Annotated in this window: 15 protein-coding genes; all 15 read right to left on the bottom strand. The window is 42.8% G+C overall.

Going from position 1 to position 20,518, the window contains the following annotated elements; all coding sequences use genetic code 11:
* Position 1: 1 nt before the first annotated feature.
* The gene (locus ACPW7N_RS23245; RefSeq protein ID WP_425653845.1) at positions 2-1,225 is read right to left on the bottom strand and encodes an efflux RND transporter periplasmic adaptor subunit; all 1,224 of its coding nucleotides are present in this window, start codon (positions 1,223-1,225) and stop codon (positions 2-4) included.
* 190 nt (positions 1,226-1,415) lie between these two features.
* A complete protein-coding gene (locus ACPW7N_RS23240; protein ID WP_425653843.1) occupies positions 1,416-2,543 on the bottom strand; it encodes an FtsW/RodA/SpoVE family cell cycle protein in 1,128 nt (375 codons plus the stop codon).
* Between the two features lie 117 nt (positions 2,544-2,660).
* Positions 2,661-4,481, bottom strand: a complete 1,821-nt coding sequence (gene pepF / locus ACPW7N_RS23235; RefSeq protein ID WP_425653842.1) for an oligoendopeptidase F — start codon at positions 4,479-4,481, stop codon at positions 2,661-2,663.
* A gap of 192 nt (positions 4,482-4,673) precedes the next feature.
* Positions 4,674-6,062, bottom strand: coding sequence for a right-handed parallel beta-helix repeat-containing protein (locus ACPW7N_RS23230; protein WP_425653840.1), 1,389 nt, complete (start codon positions 6,060-6,062; stop codon positions 4,674-4,676).
* A gap of 130 nt (positions 6,063-6,192) precedes the next feature.
* Positions 6,193-7,488: a UDP-glucose dehydrogenase family protein gene (locus ACPW7N_RS23225; RefSeq protein WP_425653839.1), complete on the bottom strand. Its 1,296-nt coding sequence runs from the start codon at positions 7,486-7,488 to the stop codon at positions 6,193-6,195.
* 16 nt (positions 7,489-7,504) lie between these two features.
* Complete coding sequence (locus ACPW7N_RS23220) at positions 7,505-8,593, bottom strand: glycosyltransferase (protein WP_425653838.1); 1,089 nt, start codon at positions 8,591-8,593, stop codon at positions 7,505-7,507.
* Positions 8,594-8,614: 21 nt separating this feature from the next.
* A complete protein-coding gene (locus tag ACPW7N_RS23215) occupies positions 8,615-9,577 on the bottom strand; it encodes an NAD-dependent epimerase/dehydratase family protein (RefSeq protein ID WP_425653837.1) in 963 nt (320 codons plus the stop codon).
* A 14-nt stretch (positions 9,578-9,591) separates the two neighbouring features.
* Positions 9,592-10,389 (bottom strand): glycosyltransferase family 2 protein, encoded by a 798-nt coding sequence (locus tag ACPW7N_RS23210; protein WP_425653835.1) that lies wholly within the window; start codon positions 10,387-10,389, stop codon positions 9,592-9,594.
* Positions 10,379-11,431: a glucose-1-phosphate thymidylyltransferase gene (locus ACPW7N_RS23205; protein ID WP_425653834.1), complete on the bottom strand. Its 1,053-nt coding sequence runs from the start codon at positions 11,429-11,431 to the stop codon at positions 10,379-10,381. The genes ACPW7N_RS23210 and ACPW7N_RS23205 overlap by 11 nt, the downstream gene beginning before the upstream one ends.
* A gap of 98 nt (positions 11,432-11,529) precedes the next feature.
* On the bottom strand, positions 11,530-12,669 hold the full coding sequence (locus ACPW7N_RS23200) for a glycosyltransferase family 4 protein (RefSeq protein WP_425653833.1): 1,140 nt from the start codon (positions 12,667-12,669) through the stop codon (positions 11,530-11,532).
* 424 nt (positions 12,670-13,093) lie between these two features.
* Positions 13,094-13,420, bottom strand: a complete 327-nt coding sequence (locus ACPW7N_RS23195) for a hypothetical protein (protein WP_425653832.1) — start codon at positions 13,418-13,420, stop codon at positions 13,094-13,096.
* Between the two features lie 91 nt (positions 13,421-13,511).
* A complete protein-coding gene (locus ACPW7N_RS23190; RefSeq protein WP_425653831.1) occupies positions 13,512-14,195 on the bottom strand; it encodes a DnaD domain-containing protein in 684 nt (227 codons plus the stop codon).
* 115 nt (positions 14,196-14,310) lie between these two features.
* Positions 14,311-15,600 (bottom strand): asparagine--tRNA ligase, encoded by a 1,290-nt coding sequence (gene asnS, locus ACPW7N_RS23185; RefSeq protein WP_425653830.1) that lies wholly within the window; start codon positions 15,598-15,600, stop codon positions 14,311-14,313.
* 168 nt (positions 15,601-15,768) lie between these two features.
* Complete coding sequence (locus ACPW7N_RS23180; protein WP_425653829.1) at positions 15,769-16,947, bottom strand: pyridoxal phosphate-dependent aminotransferase; 1,179 nt, start codon at positions 16,945-16,947, stop codon at positions 15,769-15,771.
* Positions 16,948-17,170: 223 nt separating this feature from the next.
* Positions 17,171-20,518 (bottom strand): WIAG-tail domain (locus tag ACPW7N_RS23175; RefSeq protein ID WP_425653828.1); only part of this gene is annotated, 3,348 nt, incomplete at its 5' end.

Below are 20,518 nucleotides of genomic sequence, written 5' to 3'. Positions count from 1 at the left end.
ACTACTCTCCTTTCGGCACAACTTTCTCGCCGTCAACATAATACGTAATTCCCGAGCGAATCAGTTGATCGCCGACTTGCACGCCTGAGAGAATTTCCATAAATTCTCCTACTACGTGGCCCACTTGCACTTCCTGTTTCTTTACGACCCCGTCACGAATGACCATGACAAAGCGGTTGGCCTGATTGATTCCGACACTCTCCAATGGAACTACAAGTCCGTTGACACTTCTCGGTTTTTCGACTTGGCCGATCATGCCGCCCCTCCAGCTACGATCTGGATTGGAAACAGTAACCTCGATGCGGTATTTTCCGGTTTTGGCATCAACTACAGGGGATACGAAGGAGATTTTTCCTTTGGACTTCACTCCCCCTGAATTGGTAACAGACACTTCTTCTCCCACACGGTATTGTGCGATCGTTTCATTGGAAACGTCAAAATGTATCGTAACTTCAGACAAATCAACCAGGTGTATAACCTCTTGGCCTGGATTCGATGATTCACCAATCGTTTGTGAGACATTTACAATCGTTCCTGCAAAAGGTGCCACCAGTTTTGTATCCTGCAGTGTCTTTTTGGCTTGTGCTACCTGGCCTGCTGCTTGTTTAACAGAGGCATTGACGGCTGCTATATCTTCCGGCTCCGCTCCTTTTAACAGTTTATCCAAAGCGATCTGCTCGTTCTTAGCCGAAATTTTGGCCTGCTCAAGTTCTCTCTTTTTGTCAGTTAGTTCATTTTGTGAAATGGCCCCACCCGAGTACAGCTTCTCTGCTTGTAAATAATCCGATTCTGCTTTCTCCAGACGTTGATTCACACTGGCGACTTGCAGTCTTTGTTGGGCAATTGCTTCTTGTGATGCGCCTTTCAATGTTTTGGAACGTTGGGCATTGGCTTCATCAATCTGACCGGAGGCTGCTGCGAGTGCCTGTTGATAGTAGGCTGTGTCAAGGGAGGCGAGTACTTGCCCTTTTGCCACTTGATCGCCGTTCTTTACACCCAGTTGTGTTATTTTTCCGGATGTTCCAAAGGAGAGAATAATATCCTCTTTTGGCTCAACAATCCCCGAAGCCGTAAGTAAAATCTGCGTTGCCTGTGATTTCACCTTGTATGTTTCTACTACCTTTTGCTTTACTTCCTGTTTCTGCTCATCTGCGGCTGGTGCTGCTCCACAACCGGTCGTTGTTACTAGAACCGCAGCAAGGCAAAATGCCAATCCTTTTTTCACGATTAATTCCTCCAGACTCATTTCAGTAATACCAGTTTGCCAGTTTATCCCTCTCGCGGTAACGGTCACTGGAAGGAAATCATCTCCATCCGAAGACGGAGATGAGTGACGTTGGTCATTTTTTCCACAATTACCATTACGTCTGAAATCTAGAGGAATTTCAAGTAAAAAGATAAAAATTAATAAACATTTAATGTTCCAACTCCCAAAATGGCGACGGCTCACGCATGCTTAGCAGGAATCCGCAAGCTATCAAATTGGTGATAAATGAGCTGCCTCCATAGCTGATGAAGGGCAGCGTCAGGCCTGTGATAGGTGACAGACCAATATTCATCCCCACATTTACAAAAATCTGGAATGACCACATCGTTACCATCCCGCTGATAAAGAAGCTGGCAAACAGGTCGGGGGTCTCTATGGCCCAGTGAATAAGCTGATAAAACAAGAGAAAGTACAGGAACAATAACGCACTTGCTCCCATAAACCCCCATTGGTGTGCGATAACAGCAAAAATAAAATCCGTATGCTGTTCTGGTAGTTTCTCTTGATTGGTTTTGAGGATTTGTAAAATGCCCATACCGCCTAGTTGACCACTCCCGACGACTTTTCTGGCTTGGATATACTGATAGCCACTGCCGAGCGGATCGTCTTCCGGGTGCAAAAATGAGGTAAGTCGCTCAAACTGATGAGGCCGAATGATCTGATAGAACATATCCGTCGAGTAGCTATAAAGTGAATAGAGGGCAACGAATAAGGCAACAATCGCAGAGACAAGGGCAATATGAACCCAAGAAGATACTCGGGTCATGACAAAAAAACACCCCAGTAAAGACAGATAAACCAACGCCATCCCGAGGTCAGGTTGAATCAGAACCAGCATCATCGGAAATGTTATTGTCCCTACGACCAACAGTAATTGACGCAACTGAAAAAAGCTGCCGTTTTGCTTCTCATAAAGCCGGGCAAGCATGATGAGTGTCGTCAATTTGGTTAGTTCCGAAGGCTGTACGCTTAGAATTCGCAGATCAATCCAACTGAGCGCCCCGTTTACTTTTTTCCCGAGCACGAAGACACTGCAAATAGCTGCAATTCCAACTACATAGATAAGGAAAGCATACCTTGACCAAATACGATAATCTACCTTACTGATCATCAACATAAATGAACATCCAATGCCGATCCATACTACCTGTTTGATTGCTAGTGTAGATAGTGGATGAGCTTTCGTTGCCATATACACAGCAGCCAGACTATAAAAAATTAAGCCGAATAAAACGAAATAGATAATGGCAGCATTCCGCTTCTCGATCTTCTCCAAGGTACCCACCTCCTGAGACAAAACGATCAGCGGTTAGTTTGCCCAGTGAAATCATTTTTAGACATAATAAAAAGCTCGCCTTTAAGCGAGCTTTTGTCAGTGATTGTTTCCCCTAAGCTATTCTATGTTTGTCACTCCAGCCAGTTCTTCCATCTCTGTCAGCAGTTCCTTGAATACTTGCAATGCATCCTGGATCGGGTCTACTGTACTCATGTCCACGCCAGCTTTTTTGAGCAGGTTAATCGGATAGTCAGATCCCCCGCTCTTGAGGAAGGCAAGATAACGGTCAACGGCTGGTTGCCCTTCTTCGAGAATCTGTTTGGAAAGAGAGGTCGCAGCCGAAAAACCAGTTGCATATTTGTACACATAGAAATTGTTGTAGAAGTGAGGAATTCTTGCCCATTCCAGATCTACCTCATCGTCCACGATCATCGCATCACCGTGGTACTCCACATTCAATTTTCGATACATCTCGCTTAAGGTATCAGCAGTTAACGCCTCTTCTGCTTCTACTTTGGCGTGAATGAGTTTCTCAAATTCCGCAAACATCGTCTGTCTGAAGACGGTCCCCCGGAATTGCTCCATGTAATAGTTGAGCAAATACATTCTCTTCTCTTTTTCGGTAGTCTTCTCCAACATATGGTGCATGAGCAGTGCTTCATTTAAAGTGGAGGCTACCTCAGCGACAAAAATTCGATATTCCGCATACGTATACGGTTGGTTCTTGTTAGAAAAATAGCTGTGAAGGGCATGACCCATCTCATGAGCCAATGTAAACATGTTGTTTACATTATCCTGATAGTTCATCAGTACATACGGATGAGTAGTATAGGAACCCCAGGAATACGCACCGCTTGTTTTACCTTCGTTCTCATAAACATCAATCCAGCCAGAGGTAAAGCCTTCCTCAAGTACCTTTCCGTAGTCTTCGCCGAGTGGTTTCAACGCTTCCTTGATGGTTTGAACTGCTTCATCATATGGTATTTCCATATGGACTTCTTTCACAATCGGAACATACAGGTCAAACATGTGCAATTCATCCAGTTCCAATAAGCGTTTGCGCAGCGCAACGTAACGATGCATCAACGGAAGCTGTTCCCGAACAGCAGCAATCAAATTGTCATATACCTGTTGATCAATATTGTCTGCAAACAGAGATGCTTGCAAAGCTGACTTGTATTTACGAACACGTGCATAAAATACATCACGCTTCACAGCGGAGGTCAATGTCGCTGCAATCGTATTTCGGTGTTTTCCATACGTTTCATAGAGTGCTTCGAAGGCATCTTTGCGAACCCTGCGATCTTTACTTTCCATGAATTGTGTATAACGCCCTTTGGTTACCTCTACCTCTTCTCCCTTTTCATTTTTGATCATCGGGAATTTGATGTCTGCATTGTTCAACATGCCAAAAATCGTTGAAGGTGCTGCTGAAATATCGCTTACCTGTGCAAGGAGTGCTTCTTCAGCAGCAGACAACGTGTGTGGTTTTTGACGTGTGATTTCTTCCAACACCAGACGATAATGGTTAAGGCCCGATTCACTTCGCTGCATTTCTTCTAATTGCTCACTTGGGATTGCGAGTATTTCTGGCTGTATGTAGGAAATTGCACCGTATGCTTGAGTGGCAAGCGATGAGGCACGATCGGTCAATGCCTGATATGTGGCGTTTGCATTGTTTTCATCTCTGCGCATTCTCGCATAAACATAGATTTGATCAAGCAGCTTGGTCAAATCATCTTGAAGCGATAATGCTTCCAATAGATCTTTACCTGACTTAGCCAATGTCCCTTGTTTGGATTGAACCTGTTCCATCAGTCCCTTAGCTTGTTTTACATCTTCTTCCCATGCTTGGTCGGAAGGGTAGATATCTTCTAGTTTCCACTTATATTGATTCGGAATTTCATCACGTTTTGGCAGTTTCTGCGTCTTATTCATTGTTTCACTCCTTCAATAAAATGATGATGATTTGCCCATAGAATAGTATGCCAATACAGCATTACACATAACGTATCCCAAAATATTCCTCACGTCAATTCAGATCCTGTTCAAACGAACGAGTATCAAACTACGAAAAAAGCTGACAATGGTATGTCCCATTGTCAGCTAGTAGCCCTTACGAGTCAATTTTTAGTCGATCACAGGAAATGAACGTTCGAGAAAGTACATTTCTGATGCTACCAGGTGTTGTGCGGTTACCTGGATTTTTGATGCATCGAGATTCCAAACGGAAACCGCTACTTGATTGGTCCCAGACACGTTGACCACAATTTCATAAATGGAGGTTGCACTAACGCTAAACTCCTGATAACTAGCCCTTTGTGGTTGAAGTGTTTGACTGGTTTGCGTGATCTGTGTTTTCACACCAGTCGAAAGATTGAATACTGTAATGGTTATATCTGCCTCAGAAACAGTATCATCGTTTAAGACAATTACTGCTGCTGTTTTGATCGGTGAGCTCGCTACCATGATTGGGCCCGTCGTCAACACTGATTGCGGTACTTGAAATGTACCTGCTGGCTGCGTCAAGAAAGGTACCGCTATATCGACTACTGCTGCATTCGGGTCAATCACCGCATCTCCTGTACCAATTGGGAAAGGACCCGTTGCAGAACCCCACCAGTTATTTGTAGCATCCAATTGCAGATTTGGTGGGTCGTCATCATACGCACCCAATGCAACATTCAACCCGGCTACAGCGTTACCTGAAATATTGTTGTTTTTTATGCGGATATTGGTGTTGGGGGTAGCAACGAATGTTGTTGTTATTCTTATCCCGTTCGACACCCCGTTTTGTATGACATTTCCCTCTATATCTGTATTACTCGTATTCCCCCCAAAGAAAATGGCACTTCCTTGTGAGTTGGTTAAGACGTTATTTGCAATTTTCACATTACTAGTGTTGGTCAGTGCGATCGAGTTATCGGAGATCATTGTGTTATTTGAAATGATTGAATTGCTTTGAGTTGGTGCAACTGGTGACAAGTTGACAGATGCAGTAACGTGCCCCGAAAACAGGTTCTCATCTATCCAAAAACTTGAACCGCTTTCCGAGAACACTGCATTCCCGTTACCTGCTCCTGACTGATTATTATTTTGAAAAAAATTGTGTCTTACTTGAGTTACAAGTGTACCACTTGAAAGCAAATAGATTCCGAAAACATTGTTGCGAATAATATTGTTGAAAATCCAATATCCTGAGTCTGCAGCAGATGTAGTGATTCCAGGTCCTAATGTATTATCCTGGATCGTAAATCCGTCGATAACTACTCTTTCATCGGTTACCTGTACGATCCCAGAAACGTTATCAATAGAAATGATTGATTCTGTTGACGCTGTTCCAGGTCTTGTTCGAGCGTCTACACCTGCTTGGGCACCAAGCAACTGAACGGGTTTATTTACGACAACTGATTCGTTGTAAACCCCTGCGGCAACACGAATTGTATCAAACGGATCTGCTGCTGCAATTGCTGCTGTTATTGTGGGTTGATCATCTGGTACTAGTATTACTGACGGCACATGTCATTCCTCCCTTTATTTACCATCACCTTTCGCAATATTCTATTACTGCTTTTCCAATCGCTCTTGTACGAACACATCAAAGAGATCGCACATTTTTCGTAAAAAATTAAAAACGCCCATCATTTGACTAGGGCGTTTGTCTGCCAACACCGAAATACGTAAATCCCATTGACCGTAAATGCTGTACGGGCCATGCATTGCGACCATCAAACAGAACTGAATTGCTCATCACTTCCATCACTCGATTCCAGTCCAGTTCAAGCAGTTGTTTCCACTCTGTTACCAAAATAGCCGCATCTGCATTGGCAAGCGCTTCGTAAGGTTCGGTTGCGTACCGAATTCGAGGGTAAAGTTCCTTTACATGTTCCGATGCTACTGGATCATAGACGGTCAGTTCTGCTTCCTTCTCAAGCAAAGCTTCAATGATTGTCAATGCAGGAGCTTCTCTTATGTCATCAGTATCCGGTTTAAATGACAAACCTAACAGAGCGATTCGCAAACCCTTTGCATCCTGAAAATGAGTTGACAGCTTTGATAAAAACCAGTCTGGTTGCGTTCGATTGACTTTGATCGCTTTCTCAATGATGGTGAGTTCTACGTCATTTTCTTTCGCAACTTCAACCAAAGCTGCCGTATCTTTGGGAAAACAGGATCCCCCATAGCCAATCCCAGCATGGAGAAATTCTGGTCCAATTCGGCTATCCAATCCCATCCCTTGGGTTACCACACGAATATCGGCATTCACTTTATCGCACAGTCTGGCAAGCTCATTTGCAAAAGATATTTTCGTTGCAAGAAACGCATTGGACGCATATTTTATCATCTCTGCATTGTTGGTCGTTGTGAACAGATTTGGAGCCTCAAAACCAGCATAAACTCGTTCCATTATTCGTTTGGCAGCATCTGAGGCTGATCCAATGACAATGCGTGAAGGATGAAGAGAATCGTGCATGGCATTTCCTTCCCGCAAGAACTCCGGATTGGATACTAGCAAGATATCACTACGATCCCCCAATAAGCGGCTTACTTGATCGGCTGTGCCAACTGGAACAGTACTTTTCAACACGATAAGTTTATATTCCTCGGATGGAGCGAGGGCTTTCTTTACATCAGATACTGCTTGGTATACGTATCGCAAATCGGCTTTTCCCGAATAATCAGACGGAGTACCGACACAGATAAAAAAGATCGTTGCCTGTAAAGCACACTCATCCAGTGATGTTGTAAATCGAATTCGCTTTTCTTTAACCACTTGTTGCAGCATTTCATCCATTCCTGGCTCATAGATCGGAATGATACCTTGATTGAGCTGATTGATCTTTTGTTCATTCATATCAATACATGTTACCTGGTGATTATACATGGCCAGGGATATCGCTGTTGTTAATCCAACGTATCCCGTACCGATAACCGCTATTTTCATCATGAACCTCCAGAGGTTACATTCTAGAAGAACGACGACGAATTAAATCCAGATATAAATTTTCAAGAAGGAGTCGTTGCTTTGAAATATCGTGATTCTTCTCTACTTTGGCTCTCGCATTATCGATGATCTCTGACCACATTTCATATTGAAACAACGCTTGCATCATCATGTCGGACAGTTCAGACACAGAGCCTTCCTTTACGAGAAATCCGCTCTCCTGGTGATCCACCAGTTCGGGTATCCCTGCATGAAATGTTGAGACAACCGGTCGTCCAACCGCCATCGACTCCATAATAACATTGGGGATGCCTTCCTGATTACCATCTTTGGCTGTTTTGCTTGCATTGACAAACAGATGGCAAGCTTCCATTTCTCTACGGACTCCGCTTCTTGTCTTCGCACCTTTCATCGTGATGTAGCGTTCCAATTTATATTTTTTGATTAACCGTTTCAGCCTTCTTCGTTCTTCTCCCTCCCCTACAATGGTCAGCCTCGCTCGTGGGTAGACACGACGTAACTTGGCGAAGGATTTGATCAGGATATCCATTCCTTTCTTTTCAACAAGACGTCCAACACTTAACAAGCGAAACTCCCCATTTTTAACGGGAGGTAATGGTTTTTGGGAGAAGTAATTCAAATCAATACCTGAGCGAATCAACGTAATTTTTTTATCCGGACACCCCAGTTTTCGCAATTTGTTTCGCATGTGCTCACTTACGACTGTAAAGGCATCTCCCTTTTTGAACAATTTCCTTAGTCTGATTCGATAGATTCGATTTTGTTTTACACGCTTGGAAACATCGACACCATGAAATGAAGTGATCAAGGGAATTCTGGTTTTTCTGGCTTTGGAGAGAAGATCCAGTCCGGCAGGTCCAAACCTGGCATGCATCACTCTGATTTTTTTCCTTTTAAGCCAACTACTTAGTCCTTTTAGTGATTTTCTTACATAAATTGGGTCATAAGGAAATGAGGACAAATTCACTGGTTTGCTTCTCGACAAGACAATCGGTTTGACTTTTGTATGTCCGATTAATTGTTGATAAATGAACGTCTCACTGATTGGCAAATAATTTCTACGGTATAAAAGGATACGATCCATTTGATCCTCCTTGCGAGAAAATCATTGGAATTTTTTTAATCCATACAGTGTAGCAAGATCTTTTACTTCTTTTTGCAATCCAGTCTCAAGAGAGACTTTCGGTTGGTACCCAAGCTGTTGTTGTGCTTTGGAGATATCCGCACGAGTGTGTCTGGAATCACCCATTTGCTCAGGAAGAAATTGAAGAACTGGTTTTCGTCCCATCAACTCGCCTAGGCAATCAACCACTTCAAGCAAAGAAACTTCCCGATTTCCCCCAATATTGTACACTTCACCCGGTTTCCCATTTTTTGCAGCCAACCAATTCGCCATGACTGCATCGCTGATAAAGGTAAAATCTCTCGTCTGTTTTCCGTCTCCATAGATGGGAAGCGCCTCATTGTTAGCAATCTGTCGGATAAAACGATGAAATGACATATCGGGTCGCTGTCTTGGACCATAGACCGTAAAGTAACGCAACAGCACAATTGGTAAATGGAATGCCTCTGAATATACTTGACAGAGTGATTCCATCGCCAGCTTTGTCACACCGTATGGGGACAGCGGATGAAGCGGTGCCTCCTCGTTGGTGAAGCCCGGTTTCATGGTTCCGTAGACAGACGAAGAAGAAGCAATGACGATCGATTGAATTGACTCTACTCGTCTGCATGCTTCTAGTAACTGCTGTGTAACAGCGACATTATGATCGATATATGTGGAAAATGCTTTGCCCCAGCTTGATCGTACGCCTGGCAAAGCAGCTTGATGAAAAACAATTTCAACTCCGTCTAACCATTGATCCCATTGATTATCTTGTAACAAAGAAGAATAAAAGGAGAAACGGGGGTGGTTAATAAATGAAGAAAGATTGCGATGTTTGATCGTAACATCGTAATTTGTCAGGAAGCCGTCAATGCCGATGACTGTATTACCCTCTCCAAGGAGATGCTCTGTCAGGTGCGATCCAATAAATCCTGCACAACCTGTGACCAAGACTTTCCTCATTTCTCTCCCCCCTGTCATTTCTTCTTGCGCTTCACGAGTCGTTTAACAACTACATATTTATTACGGAAGCCGAATATTGGTTTGTACTTGTTTCCCCAACGTTTTAAATAAAATCTGATAGTTCGTTTACGCAAGTGATTGCGCTTTTCTATATGCTTGGGATTCGTCAGTTGTTTTTCATGTTTTGTTCGGTTGTACATTGTTTTGTTGATCCATTTCAATTTGTACCGTTCAATCAGGCGAAGGATGATTCGTCTGTCTTCCATGTATCTGCCACCGAACTTATCAGAAGTATCCCATCCTCCCACTGATTTGAGCGCACTTACTTTATAACAACGTGGAGCCATGATGACTCCGGTAAATCGCAAGAAGGAATATTTGCTCTTAAATTGCCTGTGTACGACCTTCGACTTAAAGCTGAATTGCCCATTATGATACTTCCAAGTTGCAATATTTCCGTAGTATAGCGCTGCTTTTTCCTTGTTTCTGATAATTCCATTGGCAAGGCGCTGCAGTGCTTTACGTGGCAACCAGTCGTCCGAATCAAGCTGAACCATATAATTCGTTGTAACCAGGTTCATCGCTTCATTTAGTACTTTGGATATCCCTACATTTTTGAGCAGACGATGATAAAAAACATTCGGATGGTACAAATACTTTTGGACGACTTTCTCCGTTTTATCTGTGGAGGCATCATCGATAATGAGGATTTTCCAATTCGAGTACGTTTGTCTGATTACACTTCGTATAGCCCGTTGTACAAAATTTGCTCGGTTGTAGGTTGGAATGACAACAGTGAATTCAACACTCATTGGCCGGGTCCCCTTTGCGAATTGGTATGGAGATATACGATTTGTCGCTAACGATAAGAACACCTGATTCATTCGATGGTGTACCGATTATCTGTGATGAGCGACCAAATACGCTATCTTTGATTACCCAGTCAATTCCTGTCAGTGAGGTATCTTCCAGCAAGATGCTGTTCGTAATTTCTTTACAATTCGTAACAGTTGCACCGTCCTGAATCGAAACATAGGGACCAATTTTGCTGTTCCGCAACGTGCAGTTACTCCCGATTATCACGGGTGGATTGATCTGACAATTCTCTACAATGGTATCGACTCCCATACCATAGTTTTCAAATTGCCGATCCAGCATCCAACGATTCGCTGACAACCATCGTTCCATTGTACCTACGTCAGAGTAATTTTGATTTGTCGTAGTATAAGCGATTTCCTTACCCTGTTCCAGTAGCGTGCGGATGGCATCAGTAATTTCGTATTCTCCGCGAGAAGAAGGCTTCAACTGATGAATTGCTTGAAATATAACCGGGGTAAAAAGATACGCACCAATTACGGCAAGGTTGCTCTTGGGAACCTGAGGTTTCTCAGTAATCGATACAATGCTTCCATTCTCAATTTCAGCGATCCCGTAATCTTGCGGACGATCTACCTCCCGAAGCATAACAGCACAAGATGCGTTCGAATCTTGGAATGTCTGGTAGATTTTTTGCAGAGAGTCCATCAACAGATTGTCTCCTAATAAGACGATAAAAGAATCGCTATCTACAAACGATTCAGCTAATTGGACTGCATGTGCGATTCCGAGCGGTTTGCTTTGCTCTATCAATGTAATTGATGCCTGAAACCTGCTTCCATCTCCCACATACTCGCGAATTTGTATTTGTGAAGGATTAACAACAATTCCAATATCGGTTATACCAAGACTAATAAGTTTTTCAATGCAGTAGTGAAGAACTGGTTTGTTAGCGACTGGGAGTAGGGTTTTGGGTTGCGAGTATGATAAGGGATAGAGTCTTGTGCCACGACCTGCACATAAAATTAACCCTTTCAATGTAATCACTCCCGTAACATCTGACATAGTTACAAGGTATGCTTCGATGTACAAGTGGAGTGGACTTCTACCTAAGTAGTGCTAGATTTTTTGTTTTTTCACGTAAGGCAAGAGTAAAAAACCCTCAAATATCCTTCCGCTGTAGCTCCCCAATTTAGTTGCCTTGCACGAAGGTATGCCCTTCTGCTCATTTCCTGTTGAATGTATTTTCTGCTCCACATGAGTCTCCACCACTCCGGCAAGTCATCTACCCATTTGTTCACGGGAATTAGAATGCCTGTTTCTTCATTGATGATGACCTCAGAAATTCCACCTTGAGTGGAAGAAATAACGGGTTTACCAGCAGCCATCGCTTCCAGATTCACCCGGCAAAATGCTTCTTTCCAGACAGAAGGCGTAGCAACGACATCAGCCAACTGATAGTATATCGGCATTTTTTTTGAAGGGACAAAATTGACAAAGGTTACCCTGTTTTTTACTGGCTTTGCTAGTTGATGAAGATAGCGTACATACGCATTTTTACGATTACTTCCATAACCGGTCCCGCCAACAATTACCAGGCGAGCTCGTGGATCGTTCATTGCAATGGTGCGAAATCCTTTAATTAACAAATGAATTCCTTTTTCTTTCATAATTCGCCCAGCAAAAAACAACACTCGTTCATCATGGGTGATACGAAATTTGTTTCGAATTTCTCCGACTTCAGGCGAGAATGCAGCTCTTGCATACGGCTCCAGTTGAACACCTAGGTGAACGGCATGCACTTTGGATTCGTTTATCATGTGTTCGTCGATGTAATATTTGCGAAGAAACTCGCTATTCGTAATCATTGCATCAATCTGTTTTGTTACTTTTTGCATTTTATGGGGGGAGATGTGGTAGGAAGAGGCAAACACATGGGAGTGCATATTCAATATGATCGGTGTCTTGGGCATTTTCTTCCGTACGGTGGGGACATAAAGGGGGCGATTTTCAATCAGGATCACATCTGGATTTTGATTGGTGAGGTCATCTGCAATTCGACGAATGTAATCATCTGCTCCCTTATACTTAACTCGTATATAGTGGATATTTCCTTTCTGCTGAGAATGCGGGAAGGCATTGCTTTTTCGCGAGTAGATGATAACATGATGGTTCCGTGCGAGCTCTTTGCTAACTTCATCAATGTCATGCTCAACTGAACTTCCCTTTACTGGTGGCACCGTAAAGGGCCCTGGGCTGATTATAGCAATTTTCATACGTTCCCTCCTCGCTTATCCGCTATATCCTATGTGATAAAAAAAGAGAAGGTACTTCCTTCTCGTAGAAATAGACGAAGATAACGATTCGGCTTTTTTCCTACTTGGCGTAGGCAATTACAGCCTAGTCACATGGTTGGCTTGCGGCAAACTATTTCTTGTGTCAAAAATAAGAGAGCTGTGGGCTAAAATATCTTCATAGGGTACATTCGAATGATTTACTAGAATAACGACACAATCCTGGGCAGTCAGATTGTCTCGGGATAATGGCCCATTGCACTCTCCCTCATCAGATGATCAATGTGCTATTCATATGTGGAACAACCCCACGGGGATATGGTTAAATACCGTATATCCGGCAAAATAATCCCTCTGTAAAAAAATAAACCCGCCTGAAAGGGTGTTTTTCAAACGGGTTTGAATCTTATTTAATTGCTTCCCACTCTTTTTTGAGTGAAAGTACCACTTGATACAAATGTGCTCTTTCCTTGGAATTGTTGGAAATAATCTCCTGTATCGAATCACGGAGACGCTGGATTTCTTGATCTCGAATAAGTAATTCATTCCGCAGTGTTCGCACTTCTTCCGTATAATTTTTTACTACTTCCATGAAATCTTCCAGTTTGCCATGTGACACGGCTTTTTCTACTCGTTTGACATAATTGTACTGTCCAACGGCTTCCCGAATTTCTCCGCAAAAAACGTCGGGCGCTAACCGATGAGACAGGCTGTGTTTTTTACGATCTTCCATAGTCCTTCCTCCTTCTACAATAGCATATGTAGGCGAATAACTATGGGTTAATGGTTTCCTAAACACAAAAAAACCGTTGGAAACTTTGTGTTTACAACGGTTGCTTTTGGGCTACTGCTGATGTGCGACGAAAGCGCATACTGTAATTTCTCGCTTCTTCCACACTGTTGATTTGTTGTCTTTGCCATTCTAAGAGAATCCGGTCAATGTATCGAATGTAAAGCTTTCCAACAGAAGCAGCCTCTCGCAGGGCCGTCAACACTAACTCAGACGAATACTTGTCCTGCTCGAGCCAAATTTGCAGTGTCTCAATTTCAAAAGGAGACAGTGGTCGTCCAAACGTCTGTTCAAAATGAGAATACAGATTATTGGGTTGATAGTGAGTAGCAGCTACTTCGGCCAATGAATTGCTGTATGACTCTGTCACGGCTTGCTGCTCTTCTCTCAGGCACTGATACAACCGACGGTACAGCGGTTCCAGATTATATCTCTCCGAACGCATGCCTGTTTGTTCGTCAATCATTTCGTCAATCGCTATATATTCTTCTTTCATTAGCTTTTGCAGCATTTGGATTAATCGTAAACTGGGCATGGCTACCCGATCCTCAAGCTCTGCCAGCGTAGGAAAGAGATTCCCATCCTGTTGGAATGACAATAGATGGATAATAAGCATCATCTCTTCATCGGATATCGCCATCCGTTTATATTTTTTTAATAACAAATTTGAAACAGATGTCGCACCCTCTTGAAGAATTTGCAGTATATGTTTATCCATGATGTCATTCACCTCATACTAATTATAACAAGCATCCATGTGCCAGAGTAAGAAAAAAATATGACACTCCGCTCGCGGGTAACGGAGTGTCCTTTCCCATTTATGCAAGTAAGTCTTATGGATAGAGTCTATAAAGGAGACGTGGGAATGGAATGGTTTCACGAACATGATCAAGTCCGCAAATCCAAGCTACCGTACGCTCCAGTCCAAGACCGAAACCGGAGTGTGGAACCGTACCGTATTTACGAAGGTCCAAATACCATTTGTACGCTTCTTCAGACAGTTCATGCTCCTTGAAACGCGCTTCGAGTAGAGCCGGATCGTCAATACGTTGGCTACCTCCGATAATCTCTCCATATCCTTCTGGAGCGATCAGGTCAGCACACAGCACAACTTCTGGTCTTTCTGGATGTGGCTTCATATAAAATGCTTTGATTTCAGTCGGATAATGAGTGATAAACACCGGCTTGTCAAAATGTTCAGCGATCATCGTCTCATCTGGAGCACCAAAGTCGTCACCCCACTTGATTTCACTGCCTTTTTCCTGCAACAGTTTAATCGCATCATCATAACTGATTCGTGGGAATGTTCCTGTAACATTTTCGAGTTTGGTAACATCTCTCTCCAATGTTTTCAATTCTTTCTGGCAGTTCTTCAGTACGGACTGCACTACATGAGAGACAAAGTTCTCTTGAATACGGAGATTTTCCTCATGATCGACAAATGCCATCTCTGGTTCGATCATCCAGAATTCAATCAGGTGGCGGCGTGTCTTGGATTTCTCCGCACGGAATGTTGGACCGAACGAGTATACCCGCCCTAATGCCATTGCTGCCGCTTCCATGTAAAGCTGTCCGCTTTGAGAAAGGTAAGCATCTTCATCAAAGTACTTCGTATGGAACAGGTTCGTCGTACCTTCCGCAGAAGTAGGAGTCAGGATTGGCGGGTCAACTTTGTAAAATCCGTTTTGTTGGAAAAATTCGTAAACAGCTCGAATAATTTCCGAACGAATAGCCATTACCGAACGTTGACGAGGAGTACGCAACCACAGGTGGCGATTGTCCATCAGGAAGTCAACACCATGCTCCTTAAGGGAAATTGGGTAATCTTCCGCAATTTGAATGATCTCAACGCCAGTAACCGTCAATTCATATCCGCTTGGTGCACGTTCTTCGGCACGCACAATACCTGTTATGTACATCGAACTTTCTTGTGTCAGCTTCGTTGCATTTTCCCATACTTCCTCGCTTACTTCCGCTTTTACGACAACCCCTTGAATGAAACCGGAACCGTCACGCAGTTGGAGGAACTGGATTTTACCACTGCTGCGTTTGTTATACAGCCAGCAGCCAATTTTCACTTCTTGTCCCACATGCTGCCCTACTTGGGCAATGGTTGTTAGCATTCGATTTTTCCCTCCATTACCATTACAGATAGCCTTTACAATTATACTATTGTGACGGAATGAATACAAGATTACCCACCCGACACAAGCTATCGCTAACGTCGGGCGGGGCCCCATACAAGAAAACCTGCCGAAGTGATCAGGCAGGTCTTTGTATTTTTGCTCAGCTTATTGTCCTTCGACGAAACGTTTGATTCGCTCGATGCCTTTTTCCAGTTGCTCCATAGAAGCAGCATAGGAGATGCGAACGTTGTCTGGCGATCCAAATCCGCTTCCTGGAATGAGTGCCACTTTTTCTTTTTCAAGCAGCGCTTCACTCCACTTGTCAACAGAATCATACCCAGCTTTTTTCATTGCCTCGGAAACATTCGGGAACACATAGAAAGCACCTTGAGGCTTCAAGCAAGATATTCCTTCAATTTGATTAAGCAACTCTACTACACGGTCACGACGTTTCACGAATTCCACCTTCATGGTTTCGAGTGGCTCCTGTGGCCCGGTCAACGCTGCAAGTGCTCCATATTGGGCAAACGAGGTTGGATTGGACGTCGAGTGGCTAGACAAGTCAACCATTGCTTGAATTAACTGTTGATTACCAGCAGCATAGCCCATCCGCCACCCAGTCATGGAATACGGCTTCGACATCCCGTTGATGATAATTGTATTCTCAAAAGCTTCCTGACTAAGATTCGCCACACTGATGTGCTCCTGACCATCGTATACCAATTTCTCATAGATCTCGTCAGAAACCATCAAAACTTTGTGAGTGAGACAAACATCTGCGATCTCTTCCAGTTCTTTTTTGGAATAGATACTGCCTGTCGGGTTACTTGGTGAATTGATAATAAGTGCTCTCGTACGTGGTGTGATTGCAGCCTTCACCTGGTCAGCCGTTACTTTGAACTCATTAGACTCAGGACCTTCAATAAACACAGGAACCCCATCTGCTACCTTAACCATTTCAGGATAGCTTACCCAATAAGGGATAGGAACAATTACTTCGTCACCTGGTTCGAGTAGTGACATAAACAGATTGAACAAGGCATGCTTGCCCCCGTTGGTCACAATGATTTGCTTTGGACCAAAAGTGAGGTTGTTATCTTTCTCGAACTTTTCCTGAATAGCCTTGATTAGCTCAGGGATACCAGCAGTTGCTGTATATTTGGTTTTCCCTTCTCGCATTGCTTTTTCTGCCGCTTCTATGATGTGTGCAGGAGTATTAAAGTCAGGTTCTCCAGCACCGAGACCTACTACATCTACACCCTGACGTTTCAGTTCATTTGCTTTCGCTGTAATGACAAGAGTAGGAGACGGAGCTAGAACTGAGACTCGTTTTGCAAGCTTCATGGTAAAAAAGAACCCCCTCTAATTAGTTAACATAATACATGTTATGTATTCTATGGTTTACCCATTTCATTTTTTACACCATTAGCCTAACATACCTTGCTTTCATTTGGTATAGCGATGCCTGAAATTGTGAATAAAATCTTCTTGATTGAAACAATAAAATTCAAAACCGTCATTCCTGTTCGGATGGTTATCTTCTCAGAAATGACGGTTGATTGAATTCTTATGTTAATTTATTTTGTAGTTCTTCTTCTTTCTCCTGTTCAATTTCTATCGCGGGCTTAAGCTCATCATCATAATCCTCTTCTTCTTCCACTTCCGCCTCGCAGATCGCTTCATCCTGTTTGAAATATTCATCCTCAACGTCAGTCACGGCTTCAATTTCCACTTCTATATCAGCTTTTGCCTCAGTTTCAGCTTTAGTATCAAATTCATCTCTAATTTTAATCTCAGTTTCAACCTTACTGTTCGTTTCAGCCTTCCATTCGGCAACTACCGCTTCTGATTCACATACTGCATCAACTACTTCTTCAACTGTTTCTTCAACCTCTGCCATAAAATCTTCTTTGACTTCATTCTTTACTTCTGTCTTACCTTCTGCTTTAACTTCTTCCTGAACTTCAGCATCAGCATCAATTTCTGTTTCAACTTCTGCGACACAATCCGTAACTGCTTCTAATTCGGTTTGTTCCTGAAGTTCCGATTGATCGGTGTCAATGATATCCAACTGATCGCTCGAAGCCTTTTCGCCCATTGCAATCCAATGTAGAACACCTTGTACTGCTGACCTAGCCTCCATACGAGTAATCTGCACTACTGCATGAGTACGATACAATTGCTTAATGCTTGCGAAGCAATTTGACTGATTTGTCATGGCGACAAGCACATATTCTTCAGAGGCATAACGTTCTTGCAACCGAATGGTTATGTCATCTGTTGTTTGTTTCTTATTGAATGTATAGCTTGCAATCCCGCATTGTTGGACTGTCTTCGTTTCACCCGTAATCGTTTGAATGGGGGTAAATGCCAGTTTCGACTCGGTCACTGCTTGATCTTGCAAATGGTCTGTAGTAATACTTGCGGAAGCGAGATGATGAGATTTAATACTTGCATCATTCACTTTATCGCTGGTAATAGCCTGATCGGCAATATGATAGGTTTTGATGCTCCGATCATTTACTTTTGCACTGGTCACAGCCAGGTCAGCAAGATGTTGTGTTTGAATGCCACCAATTTTTACTTTGTCACTGGTAATTGCTTGATCAGTAATGTGCTGGGTTTTGATGCTGCTGTTTTTCAGTTGGTCACTGGAAATCGACTGATCGGCTATGTGCTGTGTCTTTACACTGTTGTCTTTGATTAGGTCGCTGGTTATCGCTTGCTCGCCGATATGATTGGTTTTGATATTTCCGTTTTTGATTTTATCACTGGTAATCGCCTGATCCGCAATGTGGTCAGATACGATGTTTCCTGCACTAATTTTGCTAGTGGTGACAGCTTGATCAGCAAGGTGTTGTGTCATTATCGTTCCTTCGGGTAATTTTTCGCTAGAAATCGACTGGTCCGCAAGATGGTGTGGAAGGATGCTTCCCGCTTTCAGCTTATCACTAGTAATTGCATGATTAACAATATGTTCGGTATTGATTATGCCACTTTTTAATTTGTCGCTAGTAATTGTATGGTCAGCAACATGATAGGTCTTGATGCTGTTATCTTTAATTTTATCACTCGTGATCGCATCTTCAGCCAGATGTTGCGTTTTGATGCTTCGATCACACACCTTGTCACTGGTAATTGCAAGGTCTGCTATATGGTATTCAGTTATCTGCTGTTTCCCTATTTTCTCATAGGTAACTGATTCGTTCACCAAATGACGAGTGTAAATTGAATTTGGCATAATGTGAATCTCGCCAATTTCGTCCTCACCAATTTTCTCACTCGTAATGACTCCTTCACCGAGATGATACGTGTCGATGGATGCTTCACTGATCTTGCTGCCAATAATTGATTGATCCTTGAGATGATGTGTTTCGATGACAGAAGAATCGATATGTTGCTCTTTGATTGATTTATTATGGATGTGCTCTGATTGGACAGCCCCAATATTGATATGGTGCTGATACACGCTCTTTGTTTGGAGATGCTCTCCACTCACACTCTCTTCTTGAATTTTATCAGCACTAATAGCACCTTTATCAATGTGCTCCACTTTTATGATTTTATCTTGTAAATGCAGGGATTGAATCGATTGAGGTGCAACGTGTTGACTGTGAACGGAAAGGTCTGCAAGTTTGTCTTTGGTTATCGAGCCGTTCGAGATATGGTAATCCTTTACCGTGTCGTGTGCAATTTTTGCTGTTGTAACCGCATAATCAGATAGTTTGGAACTTGTAACGGATGATCCCGTCAATTTGTCTGTGGAAACTGATTCTGCAGCTAGCTTGGAAGCCGTGATGGAATGGTCTGCTACATGATTCGTCTGAATGGCTAAATCATTAATGTGCTGACGATCTATGATTCTGTCTTTCAAGTGTGGTGAATCAATGGCGCGTTTTGAAATTTTATCCGCTGTAATCGATTGTTCATTGATGTGCTCAGTCTGAATGGATTCAAAGACAATATGCTGAGGATAAACACTGCGCTCTGCCAGCTTCGCAGCAGAAATTGCCCCATCTGCGATTTTTGCTTCCGTTACCTGATTGTCGCCGATCTTTTTATTGGTTATCAAAGAGTCATGGAGGTGGCGGGTTTGAATGGAAAACGGCTGAAGATGGGTATCACTGATTGACTCTTTTACAATTTTAGATGAAGTTATCGATTGGTCTTGGATGTGTTGTGCAGTGATTGCATTTTGAGATATTTTGTCGGATGTCACTGATTCATTACTTAGATGGCTCGTTTCAATGGCAAAATCAGTGATATGCCTTCCGTATATCTGCTCAAACGCAATGTTTTCACTTAGGATGGCGCCGTCCCCTATGTGTTTGTTGTGGATTGCTTTCAACTGTACATGTTGTGGGCCAATGATTTCATCATTCAATTTCTCAGGTGTGACTGCCCCATCACGTATTTTGGCAGTAGTCACTGCCCCATCAGACAATTTAACAGAGTTCACCACATAATTTGCCAAGTTGTTTGCTTGAATCGAACCGTTCTTGATTTTTTCTGAAGTAATGGCTTGATCCTGTATTAATTCAGTTGTAATGGCTTGATCGTGAATGTGGCGAGATTGAATCGAACCTTCCGCAATTTTAATGGAATCAATCGTCTTATCTGCCAATTTTTCCGAAGTGATGCTATTGTTCATCAGTTTGTTACCTGAGATTGACCGATCCTGTAATTTTTCACCCGATAATGACTGGTTGGCGATATGCTCATCAACGATTGCTCCAGGGGCAATTTTATTGGAGATCACGGAATGATTCGCTAATTTAGTTTTCTCAATCGCATAATCTTTAATTAAATCTGTTTCAATACTACCATGTTTAATTTTAGTCGCATCAATGGAGCGATTGGCTATTTTTTCTGCTGTTACGGATTGGTCCATGAGATCGTCTGTATAAATAACCGG

It is taken from the genome of Brevibacillus nigriterrae, assembly GCF_049846925.1.
GTDB lineage: Bacteria > Bacillota > Bacilli > Brevibacillales > Brevibacillaceae > Brevibacillus_H.
The sequence above is the reverse complement of the archived record's forward strand: the minus strand, read 5'-3'. Positions and strand labels throughout refer to the sequence as shown.